Raw genomic sequence first — 18,387 nt, forward strand, 5'->3', positions numbered from 1 at the left:
AGGATGTGCGGGCGCCCCGGCGGGTGCGACGCAGGGCGCCCGCAACAGCGCACGTTTCGCTATCGCAGCGGATGTTCCTGCCCCGGCGAAGGCGAAACAGGTGGCCTCGCCGTTCCGTTCATCCGCCGCGGTTTCACTTCGCGGGTGACCGCCTGCTGTGGCCCACTTCCGGAAGGGACGGCGTGACCGGCTGGCCGTGCGTGGTCAGGCGCAGCAGCCGCCGTACGTGCTTTTCGTCGAGGTCCTTCGTCGTTGCCGAGTGCAGCACACACCGGTTGTCCCAGACCACCACGTCGAGCGGGCTCCACTTGTGCCGGTAAACGAAGCGTTCGCTCGTGATGTGCGTAATCAACTCCTCAATGAGAGCGGTGCTTTCCTTCTCTTCCATGTCATCGATCGCCACCACACTGCCGATGATGCGCGGCTGGATGAACAGCGTCTCGCGGCCCGTGTCGGGGTGCCGGCGGACGAGCGGGTGGGTGATCTCCGGAGTCTGCTTCCGCTCTTCCGGGCCGATGTACTTCCAGCGCGCCCAGGGGTCCTCGCGGTCCGGCGACCACCGGTACTGGTGACGGACCCGCAGCGTCCTGAGATATGTCTTCCGGTCCTCGGGGAGGGCCGCAAAGGCCGATTCGGCATCGGCGAAGAGCGTGTCCCCGCCCTCGCCCGGAATGCTGGTGCCGTGCAGCATCGTCGCGCTGCCGGGCACCAGCTTGTAGGAGTAGTCGGAGTGCCATCCCTGGCCCGACGTCTTCATCTCCTTGTTCCTACCGGGCTCGTCCTGGTTGGAAAGGAGGGTGAGGGTGGGCTCTTCCGGGTGGCGCAGCTTGATGACGTGGTGCTCTTCGGGACGCCCGAAGATGGTGCCGAACTCGGCGAACGTGCGGGCCGAGATGTCCTGGGCCCGGAAAACCAGGACCTTGTGGTCGAGGTACGTCTCGTAGATCGCCCGGCCCATTTCCCGGATGACGTCCTGCGTGATGACGGGCTCTTTCACCTCCGCGGCGAAGGTCTCGGCGAGTCGATTCGCAATCGGCGTAGACTGAGGGGTAACCACTGTGCGCTCCCATTCACGTGATGGTCGAGGACCTTCGAGTTTTTGCGCGGTCTCCGCTTCACCCAAGCTCTTTGCAGAAGAAGACCCGGTTGGCCTCGGCCGTCTGCTCGGAGTGAGTGATGGCGTAGTGAAGTCTCTCGTAAAATGCGATGTTGTCGCTCATTTCGGCACGGGTCCACAGGCGGACGCCTTTCAGATTGGCCACCTGTGCCATATTCTCCACAAGTGAAACCAGTCTTTTGCCGATTCCTTTTCCCTGGCAGGACGGCCGCACCGCGAGGTTTCTCAGGATCAGGTGGGGATCACTTGGCTCCACCGTGACCATGCCCACCACTTCGCCCGCATCCACCGCAACGTGCGTGCGGCCGGCGGAGGCGACGTCTTCGTAGTCGAGCAGCGTGGGTGCCGGCGGTTCATCCACCAGGTCCAGATATTTCCCGTACGCTTCCTGCGCTATTGATGCCAGTTGGGGGCTGTCCTCGGGCCGGGCCGGCCGCAGCACAACTTGAGTGTCATTCACGATGCCTACCATGATCTTCCCATTCCTGAGACGCACCATCCGGCGGTCGATCGCATATCACGGCGACGCGAACGTCTTCCCGGAGTTGAGCGGAGTACGACGCCGGAGCAGAGATGGAGCGCGACGACCCCGCCGGGCACCGAGTTCTCCCGGGCCGAGAAAAGACGGTGCCAGGCGAAGAGACGTCGCGGCTACACGTGAACAAAACGCGTCACATCAGGCGTGCGTCGGCACGTCGTTCATGTCGAGCGTGCGGGCCTCGCGCGTGCCGTCGAAGTGGGGGCTGCTGTAGACGGCGTCGCCGTCGTGGGTGCCGACATTGTCGTTGAAGTGGCTGCCGACGTCGTAGTTGAAGGTCACCCGCGGGAATGCCAGCGCATCCACCCGGCGCTTGTCGTACCGTGCGTCGATCGACGAGAAACGCAGCGCATAGGCCAGGCGGGAGGGGATGGGGCCTTCATCGAGCCGTACGCTCCGGTGGAGAACGTACTTGTCGAAGATCAGGGCGTCGCCGGGCTCGAAGGAGTCCTCGACCGCGAAGTGGTCGAGCAGCTTCGCCATCTCGGGCGAGTTGAGCAGATTGTTCTTGAGCTGACTGAAGTCGCTGAAGGTGAGTTCCTTGCCGGCGGCTATCTCGTCCTTCATGTAGTCCGGCAGCAGGTTGATGTGCTGGTACACGAATTCGCCGGACAGTACCTGCTTGGACAGGTACTTCATGCCGCCGCGCTGGCCTTCCGGGTCGATGGCGCACAGCGGCGTCCAGATCGTGAAGCCCTGGTCCTGCCTGCGCTGGAAGCCGAAGCTCTGCGTCCCTACGTGCCAGGGGAATCCCGTGCTCTTGTTCTTCTCCAGCTCGAAACCCAGTCCCTGCGTGAAGAAGAGGGACGTCTCGGTGAGCCGTGTCATGGCGCTCGAAAATGCTGGATCGCTCATGAGCGAGAGAATCTTGGGGTCGTCGTTTCCGACGTCGTACTTGAGCTTGCTGAAGCCCGACCCGTAGTTGTCGCCGGGAGGTGCAACCTGCGAGGTGCTGATGTTCCGCAGGTGCTCGGTGAACTCTTCCGAGAAGATGTTCCGCAGCTTCAGGAAGCCGTGCTCCTTGAAGTACTCGACGTCGTCCTTGCTGATGGAGAAGGTGGGATTGATCATGTCAGTTCCTGTCTTCTGATTGATGTGCGAATCAGCTTGAATCTGCGAGATGAACACTGCGCTGAAGACATGGGTCTGTCCTATGCAGTGACGGTCTGCGGCTCATCGATATCAGCGTATCGTTCGCTTGGAAAAGGACACCCTCTGCACCGTATTCGGGAGCGATAAACACGCACCCTTGCGCGCTTGCGAACCGGAGACAGAACCAGTAATCGCCCAGAAGAATGTCAGGCTGCTTGCCCGAATGCAACGCCGGAACACTAACACGACATCGGAAGTTTGCGATCGTGGCCGGTTTCTCGTCTTGTCAGTGTCGGTTGCCGTTCGAAGACGTACTCAATGGCCTTTCAGCCGGTGGGCGGCCGCGCGGGGCACTTATCCCAACGGATGTGGCAACACAGACAGCGGATCACCGGATTTCCATCGCGCTACAGGCGGCGGAAGGTTCGCTGCTGAGGGCGATAGGTGGCACTCCTGGCATTGTCGTCAGCGCTCGCTTGCGTGTCGGTGAACAAGGAACACTGCCGATGATGCTGGTGAGTCGCGATATGAGCAAGGGGGTCCATGAGGTCTGGTCAGTCTCTGGCCTGAATCGCACCTTCGCGGCAATATTTTGGCAATGACCCGTGCCCGGCGCCACTCCATTCCATCAAGGCTTACGTCCTTTCGATCTTCCTACGCCGTCGAACCCTGTCCAGGAACAGTGGCTGGAATCAGGAGGGCATCCAGACATCTGCCCCGCCCGGCCGTGTGTCATCGAAATCGGATGAGCTTTTTCACGTTTGAAGAGCGTGCGCATCGACCAAGGCGGCTTCGTGCCTGTGCCGTGTTCATACCGTCGTCACCTGGGCCCGAACAGCATTACCCGTGCGCGTACTACAGGTCAGCGGAGGAAACCCGAACTCTTGGTGAACGGGACGGACAGCCCCGTTACGCAGCCGTTTCGAGGGCCGACGACCCGGTGCTCCGCGCGTGTCCGGCCCCTGAAACGGCTGCGGACCCATCGGTATCGCGAGGGTCATATCGGGAGAAGGTTTGCCGCGTCTCCCGGCGAGGGAAGCAGTTCACCGGCGATTCCCCGGTCTTGCTGGAGACGTATCGGCGGCACACTCACTGGGTTAGTCTGCAACTGCCCGATAGATGATCATGGGCGCTCACCCGCGGTCCGCGGCCGCGGCAACCCGGCCGGCGGCAACCCGCCACGCCTCCCGAACTCCGCTGGATACGGCGTTCGTTGACGAACCGTGGCGCCCCGCGCAATTCCCCAGTCCGCAAGGAGTAAATCCCCATGACGGTGCGAGATATATCGCATGTCGAGTTGTACACGAGAGACAAAGTCGCGGCTGTCCAGCACTTCGTGTCGGCCATGGGCTTCACACGGGTCGCCGACTCCGTCGAAGTCGACCGGAGTTCCGTGCTGCTCCGGCTGGCCGGCTTCCACCTTGTCGTCACCTCGGGCTGGGGGACGTGGAAGTACGTCTCCGAATACGGCGCGGGGGTGGCCGACGTCGCGGTGCGGTGTGCCGACGTCGCCGCGACCCGCGATGCGGCGCTGGCGGCCGGCGCGACGGTGGAGCATTCGCCGCAGGGAAACCCGGTCGTGTCCGGATTCGGCGGTTTCTCGCACACCCTCCTCCCGGCCGCCCGGCGCGAAGGCCACTCGCTGCCCGCAGGCCGCAGGTGGACCGCCACCCCGGGGGCGCCGTCGGAGCCGGCCGCGCCCGCCCGGCTGCCCGGCTCCCTCGCTTTCCGGCTCCCGGCGGACGATCCCGGCGGCTACGCGGCCTTCTGCGAGGAGGTCTTCGGCTTCGCGCGCCTGGCCGCCGGCCGCGTCCCCCGCAGCGGCCGCCCGGCCGGCTCAGTCGCCGTACGCGGCGCGTCGGAGCAGGTGGCCCTGGCCCTGCCGCCGGCCGCGTGCCACGGCCCCGGCGAGCGCGGTGCGTTCCTGGACGGGAGCGACGGGGCGGAGGCCGACCGTCTCGTCTTCCTGGTGGACGACATGCCGTCTGCGGCGCGGGAGTTCGATGATCTGGGGGTGCGGTTCCTCGATCCGTTCGATGCCGGGCACGCCGGGTGACGGACGGGGAGCGGGGAGCGCGCCGACGGTCCGTGAGGGCTTGAGGAAAGGCGAAGACCTCCGTGTGGTGGGGCTGCTCACGCCGCACCGCACGGAGGTCTTCGTTGCCGCAGGCCGTCCCGTCGCGGCCGCTGCGGGCGGTGGTCAGCCCGCGACGTCCGTCATGAAGGCCATCAGCTCCTGCGGGCGCATCCCGTAGCGGATCTTGAAGTGGCCGTTGCGGCGGCCGCCTTCGAGTGTGGGGACGCCGATGCGCAGGCCGAGCTTGATGATGGCCGACATCAGCACGTAGTACGAGCTGAAGGGCCGGCCGCTCGCCTCGTCGGCGTGGCGGTCGTAGCCGCCCGCCCAGGCGTGGATCTTCTTGGACTCGATGAAGACGACGGCCTTGGCGATCAGCGCACCGTCCTGGGTCACCTCGATGATGCGGGCGCCCTTGCGCGTGTAGCGGAGGAAGGCCGCGATCCGTTCCTTGCTGTAGTACCCGGCGGAGCCCACGTTCGCCATCAGCGCCTCGAAGATGCGGAGCGTCTCGGGGTCCTCGTTCTCCTGCGGTTCGCGTTCGCTCACCTGCACGCCGCAGTCGTCGGCGCGGCGCAGCTGCCGCGCGTACTCCCTGCGGGCGTTGTACCGCAGGGATGCCAGGTAGCCGTCCCAGTTGCCCACGGCCGCCAGGTCGACGGTGTAGCGGGTGTCCAGGTCCGTGCCTGTCAGGCCGGCCGCTTCCAGGGCGAGTGCGGTCGGTGAGCCGGTCGCGACGTTGATGAAGCCGCAGCGCGACAGGCCCTCGTCGGCGGCGATCCGGCGCATTTCCGCCACCACGGCCCGCGCCACCTCGGGGCCGGTGCGGGTACTGGCGAGCTGGGTGTCGGAGCAGTGCCACACGTGGCTGAGGAGGGCCTTCTCGTCGGCGGCCAGGCCCAGTGCGCGCAGCGGGTCGCCCTGGACGTAGCAGGGGGTCAGGCCGATGACGCGGTCGTCGTGGTCCAGCACCTCGATGTAGTACACCGCGTGCACGGGCTGGATGGGCTCCCTCTCGTACGCCCGCAGGAATTCGTGTCCGTAGTAGAACTCCGAGGCTCCCGCCGCCGAGGCCAGCTCCTCGGTCTCCGGCGCGAGGTCCTCGACGGTGCGTACGACACGCGTGCGGTAGGTCTCAGTACGTCGCAAAGAACTCACGGTGCTCCCATTCAGATACAGCTCGGTCGTCCGTCCGCCCGGCGGTGGCGCACCACTGCTCGTAGCGCCGCAGCTCACTGCTCTTGAGCTGCCGCAGGCACTCCGCGAGGGGGTTGCCCAGGACCTCGCGGTGGAACCGGCTTTCGGTGAAGGCCCGCAGGGCTTCGCCCAGGCTGCCGGGCAGCGCCGGCAGATGGGTGGCGTGCGGGTCGTCGGCCGACGGGCCCGGTGCCTTGCCCTGGTGCATTCCGTCCAGCCCGGCGGCGAGTTGGGCGGACATGTAGAGGTACGGGTTGGCGCAGGGCTCGCCCAGGCGGTTCTCGATGTGCGCCGCCGGGTCTCCGTGTGCGCCCAGCACCCGCAGGAGTGCGCCCCGGTTCTCGACCGACCAGGCCACGCGGCTCGGGGCGAGCGAGAAGCCGCCGTTGATGCGGCGGTATCCGTTCAGTGTGGGGACGCACAACAGGGCTCCGGCGGGGGCGTGTTCGAGGAGGCCGGCCAGGAATGCCTCGCCCGTCGGGGACAGTACCGCGTCGCCGTCCGGTGCGCTGAAGAGGTTGCGGCCCGTGGACGCCTGGGCCAGGGACTGGTGCAGGTGCCAGCCGCTGGCGTCGAAGCCGGGCAGGGCGGGGAGGGCCATGAAGGACGCGTGGTGGCCCTGCCGGGCGCAGATCTGCTTGGTCACGGTCCGGAACAGCAACATGCTGTCGGCGGCGTCCAGGGCGTGCTGCGGGGCGAAGGTGAACTCCAGCTGGCCGGGGCCCGATTCGTGCTCCACGGAGCGCAGCGGCAGGCCGAGCTGCCGGAGCGCGTCGGCGAGCGGGCCGGTCACGGGTTCCAGGGCGTCGGTGAGCGAGTCCAGGTTGAACTGGAAGCCGCCGTTGACCGGGGTGACGGCGGGCGGTTCGCCCTGCTCGCCGAAGCCGCCGACCGAGCCGGTGAAGTGGCCGTCCACGAGGCGCGTCAGGTACCACTCGACTTCGAGGCCCACGACGTAGTCGAGGTCGCGGGAGCGCAGTCCGTCCAGGAGGCGGCGCAGCACGGCGCGGCCGGACAGCGGGTGCGGGCGGCCGGAGCGCAGGTACTCGTCGCCGATCACCCAGCCGGTGCGGGCCCGGGTGTAGGGCAGTCGGCGGAAGGTGGTCGGGTCGGGCACGAGGACGAAGTCGCCGGCGCCCTGGAGTTCGTCCACACCGATTCCGGCGTCGCTGAGGGTGTAGTCGACGGCGACGGCGTGTCCGGTGTCGAAGACGAACGGGCCGGGGCTGTAGTCCATGCCGTTGCGCAGCACCGTGCGGAAGGCGTCGGCGGTGAGCGTCTTGGAACGGGCGAGGCCGTGCGGGTCGGCGAAGACCACGCGTACGTAGTCCAGCGTGTCCAGGGCTGCTTCCAGGTCACGGGCGGCCGCTTGCCGCCGGTCGTCCCACAGCTCGTGCCGGGCGATGAAGTCGCGGCTTCCTGTGCTCAGTTGGTGATATGCGGCATTGCCCGGCCGGTCGGCTCTTGGGGTCACGTCTGTCGACGGTCCTCTCCGGGGTAGGTGGGTGGCGAGGGGAGCGAGCGTTCGATCTCGCGGGCGACGTGCAGGACGAGCGCGTCGTGTCCCGGGGCGGCCGCCAGCTGGAGGCCGACCGGCAGCCCGCGGGCGCTCAGGCCGACGGGGAGGGAGAGCGCCGGCATCCCGGCCAGGTTGAAGGGATAGGCGGCGGGCGCCCAGGCCAGCCACGACAGCGGGTCGTGGTTGCCGTCGGCGGGGCGCCAGGCGTCGACGGGGAACGGTTCGACGGTGAGGGTGGGCATGGCCAGCAGGTCGAAACGGTCGGTGCACGCGGCCAGTTGGGTGCGCAGTCCGCCCCGGGCGGCTTCCGCGTGGACGAGGTCGGCGGCGCCGAGCCGCCTGCCGTGCTCGACGATGCGCAGCCGCTCGGGGTCCGCCCACGCGTCGTGCTCCGGGGGCGATCCGGCCGCTTCGGCGGCGGCCAGGATCGTCACCAGGGCGGGGTAGGGGTCGTCGAAGGGCAGCGGGATCCGCTCGATCCGGTGGCCCTCGTCCGCGAGCGCCTGGACGGCGGCGCGCTGCGGGGCCGTGAGGTGGTCGGCGGCGGCCGGTCCTGGTGTCTCGATCCAGGCGATCCGGAGCGGGCGTGCGGGGACCGGGAGTTGGCCGCCATGCCGGGCGGAGTACGAGTCGGGGTCGCGTGGGTCGGCGCCGGTCATGACGTCCGCCAGCAGGCCGGCGTCGGCGACCGTGCGGGTCAGCGGCCCGAGGTGGGAGTGGCGGTCGGGGCAGTGCGGGACGTACGGGATGCGGCCGTGGGTCGGTTTGAAGCCGACGACGCCGCAGAAGGCGGCGGGGATCCGGATCGAGCCGGCCCCGTCGGTTCCGGTCGCGGCGATGCCGAGACCGGCGGCCACCGCCGCGGCCGCACCGCCGCTGGAGCCCCCGGCGCTGAGGGAGGTGTCCCAGGGGTTGGCCGCCGCGGGGCCCAGCCGGTTGACGGTGGCGGCGCTCCAGCCGCCTTCCGAAGTGGTGGTCTTGCCCAGGATGACGGCGCCCGCCTTCCGCAGCCGTGCGACGGCGGGCGCGTCCTCGTCGGGGGTCGCGTCGCGCAGCCGCAGGGAGCCGCGGGTGGTCCGCAGTCCCCTGGTCGCGGTCAGGTCCTTCACGCTGACCGGGACGCCCAGCAGCGGCTGTTCGTCCCAGGCCGCGGCGCCGAGCGCACGGATGCGCGCCTCGGCTTCGGCCGCGGCCGCCCGCGCCTGATCGGCGGCGACGGTGACGAACGCGCCGAGCGAGGGCTGCTGCGCGTCGATGAGGTCCAGGGTGTCCTGGAGGAATGCGGTGGGTGAGAGTGCACCGGTCTCGTACAGCCTGCGCAAGCCGACGGTGTCCGTGTGACGGAGGCTGTCATCCATAGAAGGTGCGGAACCACCCGTTGTCGAAGTCGCGTACGGTCGGCCCGTAGGGGCTCATGGCCTGGTGGAGCGCGCCGAGGAGCCGGCCGGCGGCGACGGTGGCCCGCAGGTCGGCCACCGTGTACTGCTCGCCGCGGGCGCGCATCAGACGGAGGTCGTACAGGCCCGGCAGGTAGCGGCCCGCGTACTCGATGCCGAGCGGCACCCTGATGGCGAAGCGGACACCGAAGGTGACGTGTCCGGTGTGGTGCTGGTCGGACCAGTGCGTCAGGTCGGGCATGGACGGCGCGAAGAACCAGTCGTCGCGGCCCGGTCGGCGCTCGTGCACGTTCAGGGTGTGCGGGAGGTAGTGCCAGGTGTTGAAGCGCATCCGGGCGCTGTAGGCGCTCAGGGTCTTCACCAGCGTGGCCCGGTCGTCGGCGAAGTGCCTGGCGAAGCCTTCGCCCGGGGCCACGCAGCAGAAGAAGTCGTTGGTCCGCAGCTGGAGCGGGGCGCCGTTCTCGACGTTGTCGGGGTGCAGCGGTGCCAGCGAGCGGGGGCCGCGTCCCATGGCCGCGTCCGATCCGGAAGCCTGGGCCAGGGTGGTCATGAAGCGGGTGAGCAGGGCTTCGTAGGCCGTGTGGAAGCCCGCGGGGGCGGGGCTCGTGTGGAGTGCGCCGGCCAGCCGGTCCAGTGCGGGCCCGGTGTCGTCGAACGCGGGGGTGTCCGCCGGGATTCCGGCCGTCTGGGCGAACAGTGTGCGGATCGCCAGGGGGACGTCCGCGTAGGTGACGGCCTGCGGCAGCAGGTGCTCGGACTTGTTGAGGTTGACGCCATGGATGAGGCGGTAGAAAACCGCCCCATTGGCGAGTTGGGCGCGCCGTTCCCGGGCGCAGGTGTCCGCGAGTGCTGCGAGGTGGGAGGCGGTTATCGAGTTCTGTGGCGAAGGAGGCGGCTGAGCACCGTAGTTGCGTATGCGGTCGGTGAGGAAATCCATCACGCCGACCGGTGAGAGCTGGGTGCCGTTGACCTCTTCCAGGCGGGCCTGGATTCCGCTGCGGAGCAGGAAGTGGGTCAGGGCAACAAAGCAGGTGTCTTCGGTGGACCACTCGGTGACGTCGGTGGCGGCGAGCCGGTTCAGGAGGTTCCGGTCGTCACTCGCGTTGAGTGATCTTCCCGGGAGATTGCTGAACTGGCCGAAATTGGAGTAGTGCCGGTCGCCTACGTAGAGCAGGACCGGGGCCATGTGCTGCACCACATAGGCGAGGCGGTCGAGGAGGTCCTGTACGTCCTCCCGGGGTAATTCCCGCAGCCAGCGCCGCATCTCGGCGCTTGCGCTCTCGTCGGCGGCGCGCGCGGACTCGTAGCGGCGGGAGATCCGGTGGATCAGCTCGCGGTCGGCCACGAGGGAGCCGACGAGCAGGGCGTCGGCGGGGATGTCGGCGCCTGCCAGGACGAATCGCGTCCGGCCGGTGGCGTCGAGCACGAGGACGTCGGGGGTGGAGGCGGCGGGGTCCAGGAGCGCGCGCTGCTCGACCGGAGTGTCCGCCACGGAGCGGTCCGCGGAGCTGAGTGCGGCGCGTCCGATGGTTTCGGGGATATGACCGTCGAGGGTGAGGAGCGTCTTTAACGCTTGATCCATATCCGTGGTCTGCCGGGCTGCCTTAACCACCGACTTGAGTAAAGACGCGAAGCCGTCAGATCTCAATGAAGTTATTTCTGCCACGCCCACGAGTCAGTTCCCTTCGACGCCCAAGCAGTACAAGGCGGCACCGTAAACGGGAAGTTACCAACAGCCATACCTCTTCATGCTGTGACCATGATCACCACGACGAGGGGCTCGCCCGGTCCTGCCTCTCATGTGAGCATGGTCCGCGGCGCCGAGGGGGCAAGTTTGCTCCGTATTTCCCGTGTGTCAACGGGCGCGTCAGGTAGGAGCATTACGGACATTGCCCCTCAATATCCTCGAAACGCAAGAAGAGGTACCTCAGACGTGCGTGAATACCTCGTGGATTTAGCCAGGCCGGCCACCCTTGGAGAGCTGGTCAACCTCTATTCAATTCTCAACGAAAAGAACGTCTTAACCGACACCATCGTCCCCTCGGTGATCGTCGCGGAATGCCCGTCAGCGGAAAACCCGGGAAGCACCGTGCCCGGTCTGACGGAACGTTTGCAGCCTTACGGTGTTCGTGTGGCAGCTGTTGCGGACCGCGCCCTGGCGACGGGAAACGCCGAAGACGCCGCCGAACGGCCGTCGCGCAGAACCTTCCTGATCGGCGGCGAACTGCACGGCTGGTGCCTGGACTCCGGCGCCGTGCCACCCGCGGAGACCGGCGAGCGGGCCACGGCGGACGACGAGACCGAGCTGATCAGCGCCGCCGTCATCGCCTCACGGCTGCGGACCTGGGCGGCACTCGCCGGCCCCGCCCCCGCCTTCACCACCGCGCACCGCCCCGGCTCGGACTCCACCGGCGTCGTCCAGTTCCGCACCGGCGGCAAGGACGGCAAGGAAATCGTCGCGAAGATCGGCGACGCGGCCATGATCCGCTCCGAGACCGCGTTCATCGCCAGGACGAACAGTGCCGTCACCGCGATCGGCCGCGACCCGCTCTTCCCCGAACTGCACGGCGTCCACATCGAAGGCCACCAGGGCGTGAGCCTCATGGAAGCGGGACACCCCGCGGAACTGGACGCGCAGCTCTTCCAGGACGATGCCCGCACCGAGCTGCGCCCCGACGCCGCCGACACGCTCGGGCCCTATCTCGACCAGCTCGGCAGCTGGTACCGGCTGACCGCCGCCGGCCACACCCCCACCAGCGGCGACTACCTCTACCGCGAGCGCTTCCACGCGCTGCGCGAGCAGCCCGCCTTCCTCAGCACCTTCCGCGCCTTCTTCGGCGATCTCGACCTCGACGCGCTGCTCGGCGCCGAGCTGCTGCTCCCCGGCGGGCAGCGCATCCCCGGATACACCGAAGCGGCCGCCTGGCTGGACGAGCACGCGCCCGGCCTGCTGCCGCGCACCGGCAGCCAGGTCCACGGGGACATCTTCCCGACGAACATGCTGCGCCGGGCAGGCGGCGGCCCGATGTTCATCGACCCGCGCACGGTGTGGGAGAAGCGGCAGCGGCCCGACGTCGGCTACGGAGACCCCGTCTTCGACCTCGCCACCCTGCTGCACGGTCTGCTTCCCATGACCGCGATCCTCCAGGCGTCGAAGCAGGACCGGCCGCAGGACCTGTTCGGGCAGCTGGACCTCACGCGCCCGCACGACCTGTCCTCGCTGCGGCTGCCGATGCACTTCTCGCCCGAACTGCGCGCCATGGAGAGCCGCCTGGCCGCCACCGCGCCCGGCGACGAGCCGGTCGATGCCGTCCGGTGCCGGCTCTACATCGGCGCCGCCTGCTCACTGGCCGGCTGGCTGAAATACGAGCATTCCCTGCGCTCCCCGCACGCCTGGCTGGCGACGTACGCGTACACCGCCTGGTACCTCTGGCAGGCCAGAAGCGTCCACGAGAACCACTCGTCGTAAAGGAATCCTGTTGAACAGCTTGGACTACAACCAGCTCGCCGCAGAGTACGCCCGGCACCGGCGCCCCTACCCCCAACTCGTGGAGTTCCTGGCCGAGTCGGCGGGCATCGGCGCTTCCTCCCAGGCCATGGAGATGGGCTGCGGCACGGCCAATCACCTCGCCAAACTCCAGCAGCTCACCGGATGCACCGCGCTCGGCGTGGACCCCTTCGACGACATGCTCAAGGTCGCCGCGTCCCACGAGGCGGAGCTGGAGCTGCGCGTCGGCCGCGCCGAGGAGATCGCCGCACTGGACCTCCCCGAGGCATCGCTCGACCTCATCTTCTCCGTCGACATGATCCATTACGTGCGGGAGCCCGCGCGGTACTTCGCGGGCGCCTTCAAGGCACTCAAGCCGGGCGGCGTGCTGTGCACCGCGACGGACTCGGAGTGGATCATCCGTAACCGCATTCCGGTGGCCCAGCACTTCCCCGCCACCATCGAGGTGGAGCTCGCCCGGCACCACCCGATCGACGCCCTGCTCGCCGCACTGGAGGACGCCGGATTCGTCCACGGGCAGCAGCGCCTGTTCGAGAGCGCCTACGAGCTGACCGACGCCACCAAGTACCGCGAGAAGGCGTTCTCCTCGCTCCACCTCATCTCCGACGAGGAGTTCGAGACCGGGCTCGCCTCCCTCACCGCCGAGCTGGCCCGCGGCCCGATCGCGGCGAACAACCGCACCTGCGCGGTGCTGGCCAGGAGGCCCGCGTGATCCCGAGATACTCCCTGCCCGAGATGTCGGGGCTGTGGACCGACGAGGCCAAGTACGCCTCGTGGGTCCACGTAGAGGTCCTCGCCTGCGAGGCCCAGGCCCGGCTCGGGAAGGTGACGGACGCCGACCTCGCCACGATCAGGACCGGCCGGGTGCCCACCCCCGAAGAGGTGCAGGAGCAGGAGCGGACCCGGGACCACGAGATCCTGGCCTTCCTCGCCGCCTACACCGCAACCCTCCCCGACGACGCCGCGCGCTGGGTCCACTACGGGATGACCAGCTACGACCTGGTGGACACGGCCCTGGGCCACACCCTGGCCCGGTCCTGCGACGTGCTGCTGGCCGCCGCGGTCCGGCTGCGCACCGCGCTCGCCGCCAAGGCCACCGAACACTGGGACACCGTGTGCGTGGCCAGGACCCACGGCATCCACGCCGAACCCACCACGTTCGGGCAGAAGATGGCCGGCTTCGCCCTCGGCGTGGACCGCTCGGTCCGGCGGCTGCGGGCGGCGCGTACCGCGGTGGCCGTCGGCACGATCTCGGGTCCTGTGGGCACCTACGCGCGCATCGACCCGTTCGTCGAGTCCTACGTCTGCGACGCACTGGGTCTCGGTGTCGAGCCCGTCCCCACCCAGGTGGTGGCGCGCGACCGGCACGCCGAACTGCTGTCGGCCGTCGCCGTGCTGGGCGCCGTCATCGAGCAGATCGCCCTGGAACTGCGGCTGCTGCAACGCACCGAGGTCAGGGAGGTGGAGGAGCCGCGGTCCAGTGCCTACCAGGGCTCCAGCGCGATGCCGCACAAGCGCAACCCCACGTCGAGCGAGCGGCTGTGCGGCCTGGCCCGGATCCTGCGCGCCAACCTCGGCGCGGTGCTGGAGGACGTGGCGCTGTGGCACGAGCGGGACCTCGCCCACTCGTCCGTCGAGCGGATCGCCCTGCCCGACAGCCTGATCGCCGCCCACTACCAGGCGACCGGCGCGGCCGAGGTCATCGAGGGCCTGCGGGTCTTCCCCGACCGCATGCGGGCCAACCTGGAACAGACCGACGGGCTGATCCACAGCTCCACGGTCATGCTGGACCTCGTGGCCGCCGGCACCGAGCGCGAGAAGGCGTACCGGACGGTCCAGGACGCGGCGACCGAGACCTGGGAGACGGGCCGTCACCTCCGCGAGACACTGCGGGAGAGAGGCATCGAGACCCGCCCCGAGCAGTACGACCCCGAGCGTTTCCTGCGCTCCAGGGCCGTCATACGAGAACGAATGGAGACCTTGCTCGATGTGGAAAACTGACGTGGTCGACGCGGCCGGTCTGGACGTGGCCGAGGTCGCGGCGCTGTACCGCGCTTCCGGGCTGGCCGAGCGCCGCCCCGTGGAGGACGAGCGCCGGTTCACCGCCATGGTCAAGAACGCCAACCTCGTCGTGGTCGCGCGGATCGACGGCCGGCTGGCGGGCATCGCCCGGTGCCTGACGGACGGCGGCTATGTCACCTACCTGTCCGACCTGGCCGTCGACCGTGAGTTCCAGAAGCGCGGCATCGGCGTGGACCTGATCCGCCGGATCCAGCAGGAGGCACCGGACGCGAAGATCGTGCTGCTGTCCGCGCCGGCAGCGGCGGACTACTACCCGCACATCGGGTTCACCCAGCACGGTTCCGCGTGGGTGCTGGACGCGACGAAGTGACCGGAGCCGAGGGGGCCGTCATCAGCAAGCCGACCGTGGGCATCACCACGTACCAGGAAGACGCCTCGTGGCGCGGGTGGAACCGGCACGCCTCGCTGGTGCCGACCGACTTCCTGGCCGCCGTCGCCGCTGCCGGCGGCGTCCCCGTACTGCTGCCGCCGTACGGCGGCGCCCAGGAGGCGGCCTCCGTCATGGGCGGCCTCGACGGGCTGCTGCTGGTCGGCGGCGCCGACATCGACCCGGCCCTGTACGGCCGGACGGCGGGCCCGCACACCTCCGGGCTCGCGCCGGACCGCGATACCTGGGAGAGCGCGCTGCTGCGGCTCGCGCTGGCCGAGGGGCGCGCGGTGCTGGGCGTGTGCCGGGGAATGCAGATGATCAATGTGCTGCGGGGCGGCACGCTCACCCAGCACCTGCCCACCGCGCTCGGTTCGGACGACCACCAGCCGTCCGAGCCGGTGTTCAGGCCCGCCGCGATCACCCTGAGCCCCGATCAGCTGCCCGGCAGCGTGGTCGGCGACCACTGGGACATCCCGTGCTTCCACCACCAGGCGGTGGACACGCTCGGCGACGGCGTCCTCGCCACCGGATGGAGCGCCGACGGCGTGATCGAGTCGGTGTCGATGCCGGATCAGCGCTTCGTGGTCGGGGTCCAGGGGCATCCTGAAGCGGCTCCGGTGCAGGCGCTGTTCGCGGCCTTCGTCGCCGCGGCCGAAGAGATACGCACCGCACGGGAGACCACGGTGGCCAACGACGACGCGCAGGACGGTGTAAGGGCGGCATGACGTCACACGAGGTTGCAAAGCTGCTGCGCGAGCACCACTTCGCGCAGCGCGTCGAGTACGCCAGGCGGCGCGCGGCACAGTCCTACGAGCCGTGGCCGTCGAGCGGGCCCGCAGGCCCCGGGCACGATAGCGGCGCGAGTCTGTGGAACCTGCTGCACTTAGGGTCTCTGGCACCGTCCTCCCTGGATTCCGCCCTGACGGGACAGCTGGCCGACCTCGGTCTGACGGATCGTCATTCCGGGCCGGGCAAGTGGGAACTGACCGCCTTCCGTGGCGTGTTGGCCGCCCGCGACCGTGCCGAACGGCCGGGCACCGGCACCGTCTACATCGGCGAGGACTCCCTCCGTTTCGTCGACACCATCCTCGACGCCCTGCCCACCGGCCGGGCCCTGGACGTGGGGTGCGGATCCGGCATCACCAGCTGCGCGCTGGCCCGCACCTGCGACGACGTGACGGCCGTCGACCTCCAGGAGGAATGCCTGGAGGCGACCCGGCTGTCCGGCGCACTCAACGGCGTCGGCGAACGGATCCGCACCTGGCACGGCGACTTCTTCCGCGATTTCACCGCCGACACCCCGCTCAACTGCATCTGCGCCAACCTGCCCTACGTCCCCGTGCCACCGGACCTCGGCTACTCCGCCGCGGGCAACGGAGGCCCGGACGGCCTGGATCTGAACCGGCGGCTGCTGCGGGACGCGAGGCACCTCCTCGACCCGGACGAGGGCATGCTGGTGATGCGCTTCCAGTCCTTGGGGGACTCGTCGGGGCCGATGCTGCTGCGCGAGATCGGCGAGTTCGCGAAGGCCACGGGACACGACGTGTCCGTGGTGGCGGACGGGCGCACGGTGCCCGAAGTCCGCGCCGCCCTGACGGCGCTGCACGCCCAGCGGCACAATCCCGCCCTGTCCCCCGACGCCGTACTCGCCGTCATCGACGCGCACCAGAGCCGCTTCGAGCAGCCGTCCTACTTCGCGTGCTCCCTCGTCAGCCGCTCCGGCGGGACGGGCCGCGTGACCTTCACCGACCTGTCCGGTGGTGTCGGCATGGACGCCGGGCTGGCCGCCGGCCGGGCCCCGGCGGGCGCGGCAGGTACCGCCGAGCAGCTCTACCGCGGGCGGGCCGCCGACCTGCCCGACGGTTTCTGGGAACTCGGCGGCCCGCCGGACGTGGCGGCCCCGCTGACCGCGCTGCCCGAGCTGGTCCGCGCCATCGGCGACGCCCCGCGGGACGGCATCACGGGCCGCGCGCTGACCGAGACCGTCTTCGCGGACCGCTTCGCCGCCGACGCGACGCGGGCCCGCGCCCTGTACGTCACCACCGAGCTGATGCTCAACTGCCTGGCGGACGCCGGACTTGCACGGGTCCAGGAGGCCGGGTGACGGCCGGCACCACCGGGGCGCGTATGCCCCACAGGCTCGGGGTCTTCCTGCTGGCCTTCGGCGCGTTCGCGGTCGGCACGGACGGCTACGTCATCAGCGGCATCCTGCCGTCCATCGCCGCCGACCTCCACATCTCCGAGGGGCTGACGGGCCAGCTGGTCACGGTCTTCGCCCTCAGCTACGCCGTCAGCGCCCCGGTGATGATGACCCTGACGGCGAACCTGGAACGGTGGGTGGTCCTCCAGTCGTCGCTCGGGCTGTTCCTGGTCGCCAACCTGCTGGGCGCGCTCGCGCCCGGCTACGGGGTGCTGATGGTGGCGCGCGTGCTCGCCGGGGTGGGCGCCGCGGTCTTCATGAACAGCGCGGTGGCCGTGGCGACTTCCGTGGCCGGCGACCGCCATCAGGGCCGGGCGGTGTCCCTGGTCGTCGGCGGGCTGACCGTGGCCACCGCCTTCGGCGTGCCCATCGGCTCCCTGGTCGGCGCGCTGGGGAGCTGGCGGCTGACCCTGGTCCTGATCACCGTGCTCGCGGCGCTGAGCATGGGCGGCCTGGCGCTCGCGCTGCCCGCCGCGCCCAGGCCGCCGGCCGTCACCATGGCCAGCCGGCTCCGGGTGGCCGCGCAACCGGCCGTCCTGGTCGCGGTGTTCATCAACATGTGCGCGGTGGCCGGCAGCTTCGTCGTCTACACCTACCTGGCCGTACTCACGCACGAGGTCACTCCGCTGAGCGCGGCGGGGGTGAGCGCGGTCCTGCTGGTCTGGGGTGTCGCGGCGGCGGTGGGCAGCACCCTCGGCGGCAGGTTGAGCGACCGCCACTCCCCCGACCGCACCTTCCTCAGCGGGCTGACCGGCGTACTGGTGGCCTTCGCCGCCATGGGCCTGGTCGCCGCAGCGGCCCCGTTCGGAGCGGTGCCCACGACGGCGGCGTTCCTGCTGGCGACCCTCGTCTGGAGCGCGCTGTACTGGCTGATCCCGGGGGCGCAGATCCAGCGCGTCATGGGCCGGGCGCCCAGCGCCCCGACCATCGCCGTCTCCATCAGCAGTGCGTCCTCGTACCTGGGTGTCGCCCTCGGCGGTGCGGTGGGCGGCCTGACCCTGACGGCGGCGTCCTCCGCCGCGCTGCCCTGGGTGGGCGGCGCCCTGGTGGGCTGCGCGCTCCTCATCGCCACCACGTGGGACCGCCGCGTCACCGCCTCTCCCCCGGCCACGCGTCCCGTCGCGGCGCTGGACGGGACGGAGAGCTGACGCCGCGGCCAGCCGGCAGGGGTACCCGTCCAGCCCTCGGCGCGCTCGACGGGTGCCCCTGCCCACCGGCCGGAACGGCGCCGCCCGAGCCGACCATTCTCCCTGAATTGGCCATGTTATCCAGGCCAATTGCTGTGCAGGA

General features: G+C 69.5%; 16 protein-coding genes. 9 read left to right on the plus strand and 7 right to left on the minus strand.

Annotated features, from left to right (window positions below; all coding sequences use genetic code 11):
• Window positions 1-133 precede the first annotated feature (133 nt).
• From LIU39_RS02335 to LIU39_RS02345, 3 genes are all read right to left on the minus strand, one after another.
• Window positions 134-1,057 (minus strand): TauD/TfdA dioxygenase family protein, encoded by a 924-nt coding sequence (locus tag LIU39_RS02335; RefSeq protein WP_372463776.1) that lies wholly within the window; start codon window positions 1,055-1,057, stop codon window positions 134-136.
• A gap of 58 nt (window positions 1,058-1,115) precedes the next feature.
• Window positions 1,116-1,589 carry a GNAT family N-acetyltransferase gene (locus LIU39_RS02340; RefSeq protein WP_227043974.1) on the minus strand — a complete coding sequence of 158 codons (474 nt, stop codon included), beginning with the start codon at window positions 1,587-1,589 and terminating at the stop codon, window positions 1,116-1,118.
• 204 nt (window positions 1,590-1,793) lie between these two features.
• Window positions 1,794-2,726, minus strand: coding sequence for a phytanoyl-CoA dioxygenase family protein (locus LIU39_RS02345; RefSeq protein ID WP_227043976.1), 933 nt, complete (start codon window positions 2,724-2,726; stop codon window positions 1,794-1,796).
• A 389-nt stretch (window positions 2,727-3,115) separates the two neighbouring features.
• On the opposite strand from LIU39_RS02345, the gene LIU39_RS02350 reads away from it, so the two are divergent.
• Both LIU39_RS02350 and LIU39_RS02355 read left to right on the plus strand, forming a co-directional pair.
• A complete protein-coding gene (locus tag LIU39_RS02350) occupies window positions 3,116-3,349 on the plus strand; it encodes a hypothetical protein (RefSeq protein WP_227043978.1) in 234 nt (77 codons plus the stop codon).
• 665 nt (window positions 3,350-4,014) lie between these two features.
• Entirely contained in the window at window positions 4,015-4,803 is a 789-nt protein-coding gene (locus LIU39_RS02355; RefSeq protein WP_227043980.1) for a VOC family protein, read from the plus strand.
• Window positions 4,804-4,947: 144 nt separating this feature from the next.
• Here LIU39_RS02355 and LIU39_RS02360 read toward each other — a convergent pair whose 3' ends face one another.
• From LIU39_RS02360 to LIU39_RS02375, 4 genes are read right to left on the minus strand one after another with little or no spacing between them, the layout of a single operon-like run.
• Window positions 4,948-5,973, minus strand: coding sequence for a GNAT family N-acetyltransferase (locus LIU39_RS02360; RefSeq protein WP_227043981.1), 1,026 nt, complete (start codon window positions 5,971-5,973; stop codon window positions 4,948-4,950).
• Window positions 5,960-7,495, minus strand: coding sequence for a glutamine synthetase family protein (locus LIU39_RS02365; protein ID WP_227043982.1), 1,536 nt, complete (start codon window positions 7,493-7,495; stop codon window positions 5,960-5,962). The genes LIU39_RS02360 and LIU39_RS02365 overlap by 14 nt, the downstream gene beginning before the upstream one ends.
• On the minus strand, window positions 7,492-8,898 hold the full coding sequence (locus tag LIU39_RS02370) for an amidase (RefSeq protein WP_227043984.1): 1,407 nt from the start codon (window positions 8,896-8,898) through the stop codon (window positions 7,492-7,494). Before LIU39_RS02370 ends, LIU39_RS02365 begins: the two co-directional genes overlap by 4 nt.
• Window positions 8,891-10,519: a hypothetical protein gene (locus tag LIU39_RS02375; RefSeq protein ID WP_227043986.1), complete on the minus strand. Its 1,629-nt coding sequence runs from the start codon at window positions 10,517-10,519 to the stop codon at window positions 8,891-8,893. Before LIU39_RS02375 ends, LIU39_RS02370 begins: the two co-directional genes overlap by 8 nt.
• 549 nt (window positions 10,520-11,068) lie before the next feature.
• On the opposite strand from LIU39_RS02375, the gene LIU39_RS02380 reads away from it, so the two are divergent.
• The 7 genes from LIU39_RS02380 to LIU39_RS02410 are packed head-to-tail and all read left to right on the plus strand — an operon-like array spanning window position 11,069 to window position 18,245.
• The gene (locus tag LIU39_RS02380; protein ID WP_227043988.1) at window positions 11,069-12,406 is read left to right on the plus strand and encodes a phosphotransferase family protein; all 1,338 of its coding nucleotides are present in this window, start codon (window positions 11,069-11,071) and stop codon (window positions 12,404-12,406) included.
• Between the two features lie 10 nt (window positions 12,407-12,416).
• Window positions 12,417-13,157: a class I SAM-dependent methyltransferase gene (locus tag LIU39_RS02385; protein ID WP_227043989.1), complete on the plus strand. Its 741-nt coding sequence runs from the start codon at window positions 12,417-12,419 to the stop codon at window positions 13,155-13,157.
• The gene (gene purB, locus LIU39_RS02390) at window positions 13,154-14,446 is read left to right on the plus strand and encodes an adenylosuccinate lyase (protein WP_227043991.1); all 1,293 of its coding nucleotides are present in this window, start codon (window positions 13,154-13,156) and stop codon (window positions 14,444-14,446) included. Before LIU39_RS02385 ends, purB begins: the two co-directional genes overlap by 4 nt.
• Entirely contained in the window at window positions 14,433-14,837 is a 405-nt protein-coding gene (locus LIU39_RS02395) for a GNAT family N-acetyltransferase (RefSeq protein WP_227043994.1), read from the plus strand. Before purB ends, LIU39_RS02395 begins: the two co-directional genes overlap by 14 nt.
• On the plus strand, window positions 14,834-15,622 hold the full coding sequence (locus LIU39_RS02400; protein WP_227043996.1) for a gamma-glutamyl-gamma-aminobutyrate hydrolase family protein: 789 nt from the start codon (window positions 14,834-14,836) through the stop codon (window positions 15,620-15,622). Before LIU39_RS02395 ends, LIU39_RS02400 begins: the two co-directional genes overlap by 4 nt.
• Window positions 15,619-17,001, plus strand: coding sequence for a methyltransferase domain-containing protein (locus LIU39_RS02405; RefSeq protein ID WP_227043998.1), 1,383 nt, complete (start codon window positions 15,619-15,621; stop codon window positions 16,999-17,001). The genes LIU39_RS02400 and LIU39_RS02405 overlap by 4 nt, the downstream gene beginning before the upstream one ends.
• Entirely contained in the window at window positions 16,998-18,245 is a 1,248-nt protein-coding gene (locus LIU39_RS02410) for an MFS transporter (protein ID WP_227044000.1), read from the plus strand. The genes LIU39_RS02405 and LIU39_RS02410 overlap by 4 nt, the downstream gene beginning before the upstream one ends.
• Window positions 18,246-18,387: the final 142 nt, after the last annotated feature.

The sequence above is a fragment of the Streptomyces pinistramenti genome (genome assembly GCF_020564935.1).
In the GTDB taxonomy this organism is placed as follows: Bacteria; Actinomycetota; Actinomycetes; order Streptomycetales; family Streptomycetaceae; genus Streptomyces; species Streptomyces pinistramenti.

Coding starts and splice junctions, on each gene's coding strand:
- LIU39_RS02340 (WP_227043974.1), bottom strand. CDS start 1,589: ATGGTAGGCATCGTGAATGACACTCAAGTTGTGCTGCGGCCGGCCCGG.
- LIU39_RS02345 (WP_227043976.1), bottom strand. CDS start 2,726: ATGATCAATCCCACCTTCTCCATCAGCAAGGACGACGTCGAGTACTTC.
- LIU39_RS02355 (WP_227043980.1), top strand. CDS start 4,015: ATGACGGTGCGAGATATATCGCATGTCGAGTTGTACACGAGAGACAAA.
- LIU39_RS02370 (WP_227043984.1), bottom strand. CDS start 8,898: ATGGATGACAGCCTCCGTCACACGGACACCGTCGGCTTGCGCAGGCTG.
- LIU39_RS02375 (WP_227043986.1), bottom strand. CDS start 10,519: ATGGATCAAGCGTTAAAGACGCTCCTCACCCTCGACGGTCATATCCCC.
- LIU39_RS02395 (WP_227043994.1), top strand. CDS start 14,433: ATGTGGAAAACTGACGTGGTCGACGCGGCCGGTCTGGACGTGGCCGAG.
- LIU39_RS02405 (WP_227043998.1), top strand. CDS start 15,619: ATGACGTCACACGAGGTTGCAAAGCTGCTGCGCGAGCACCACTTCGCG.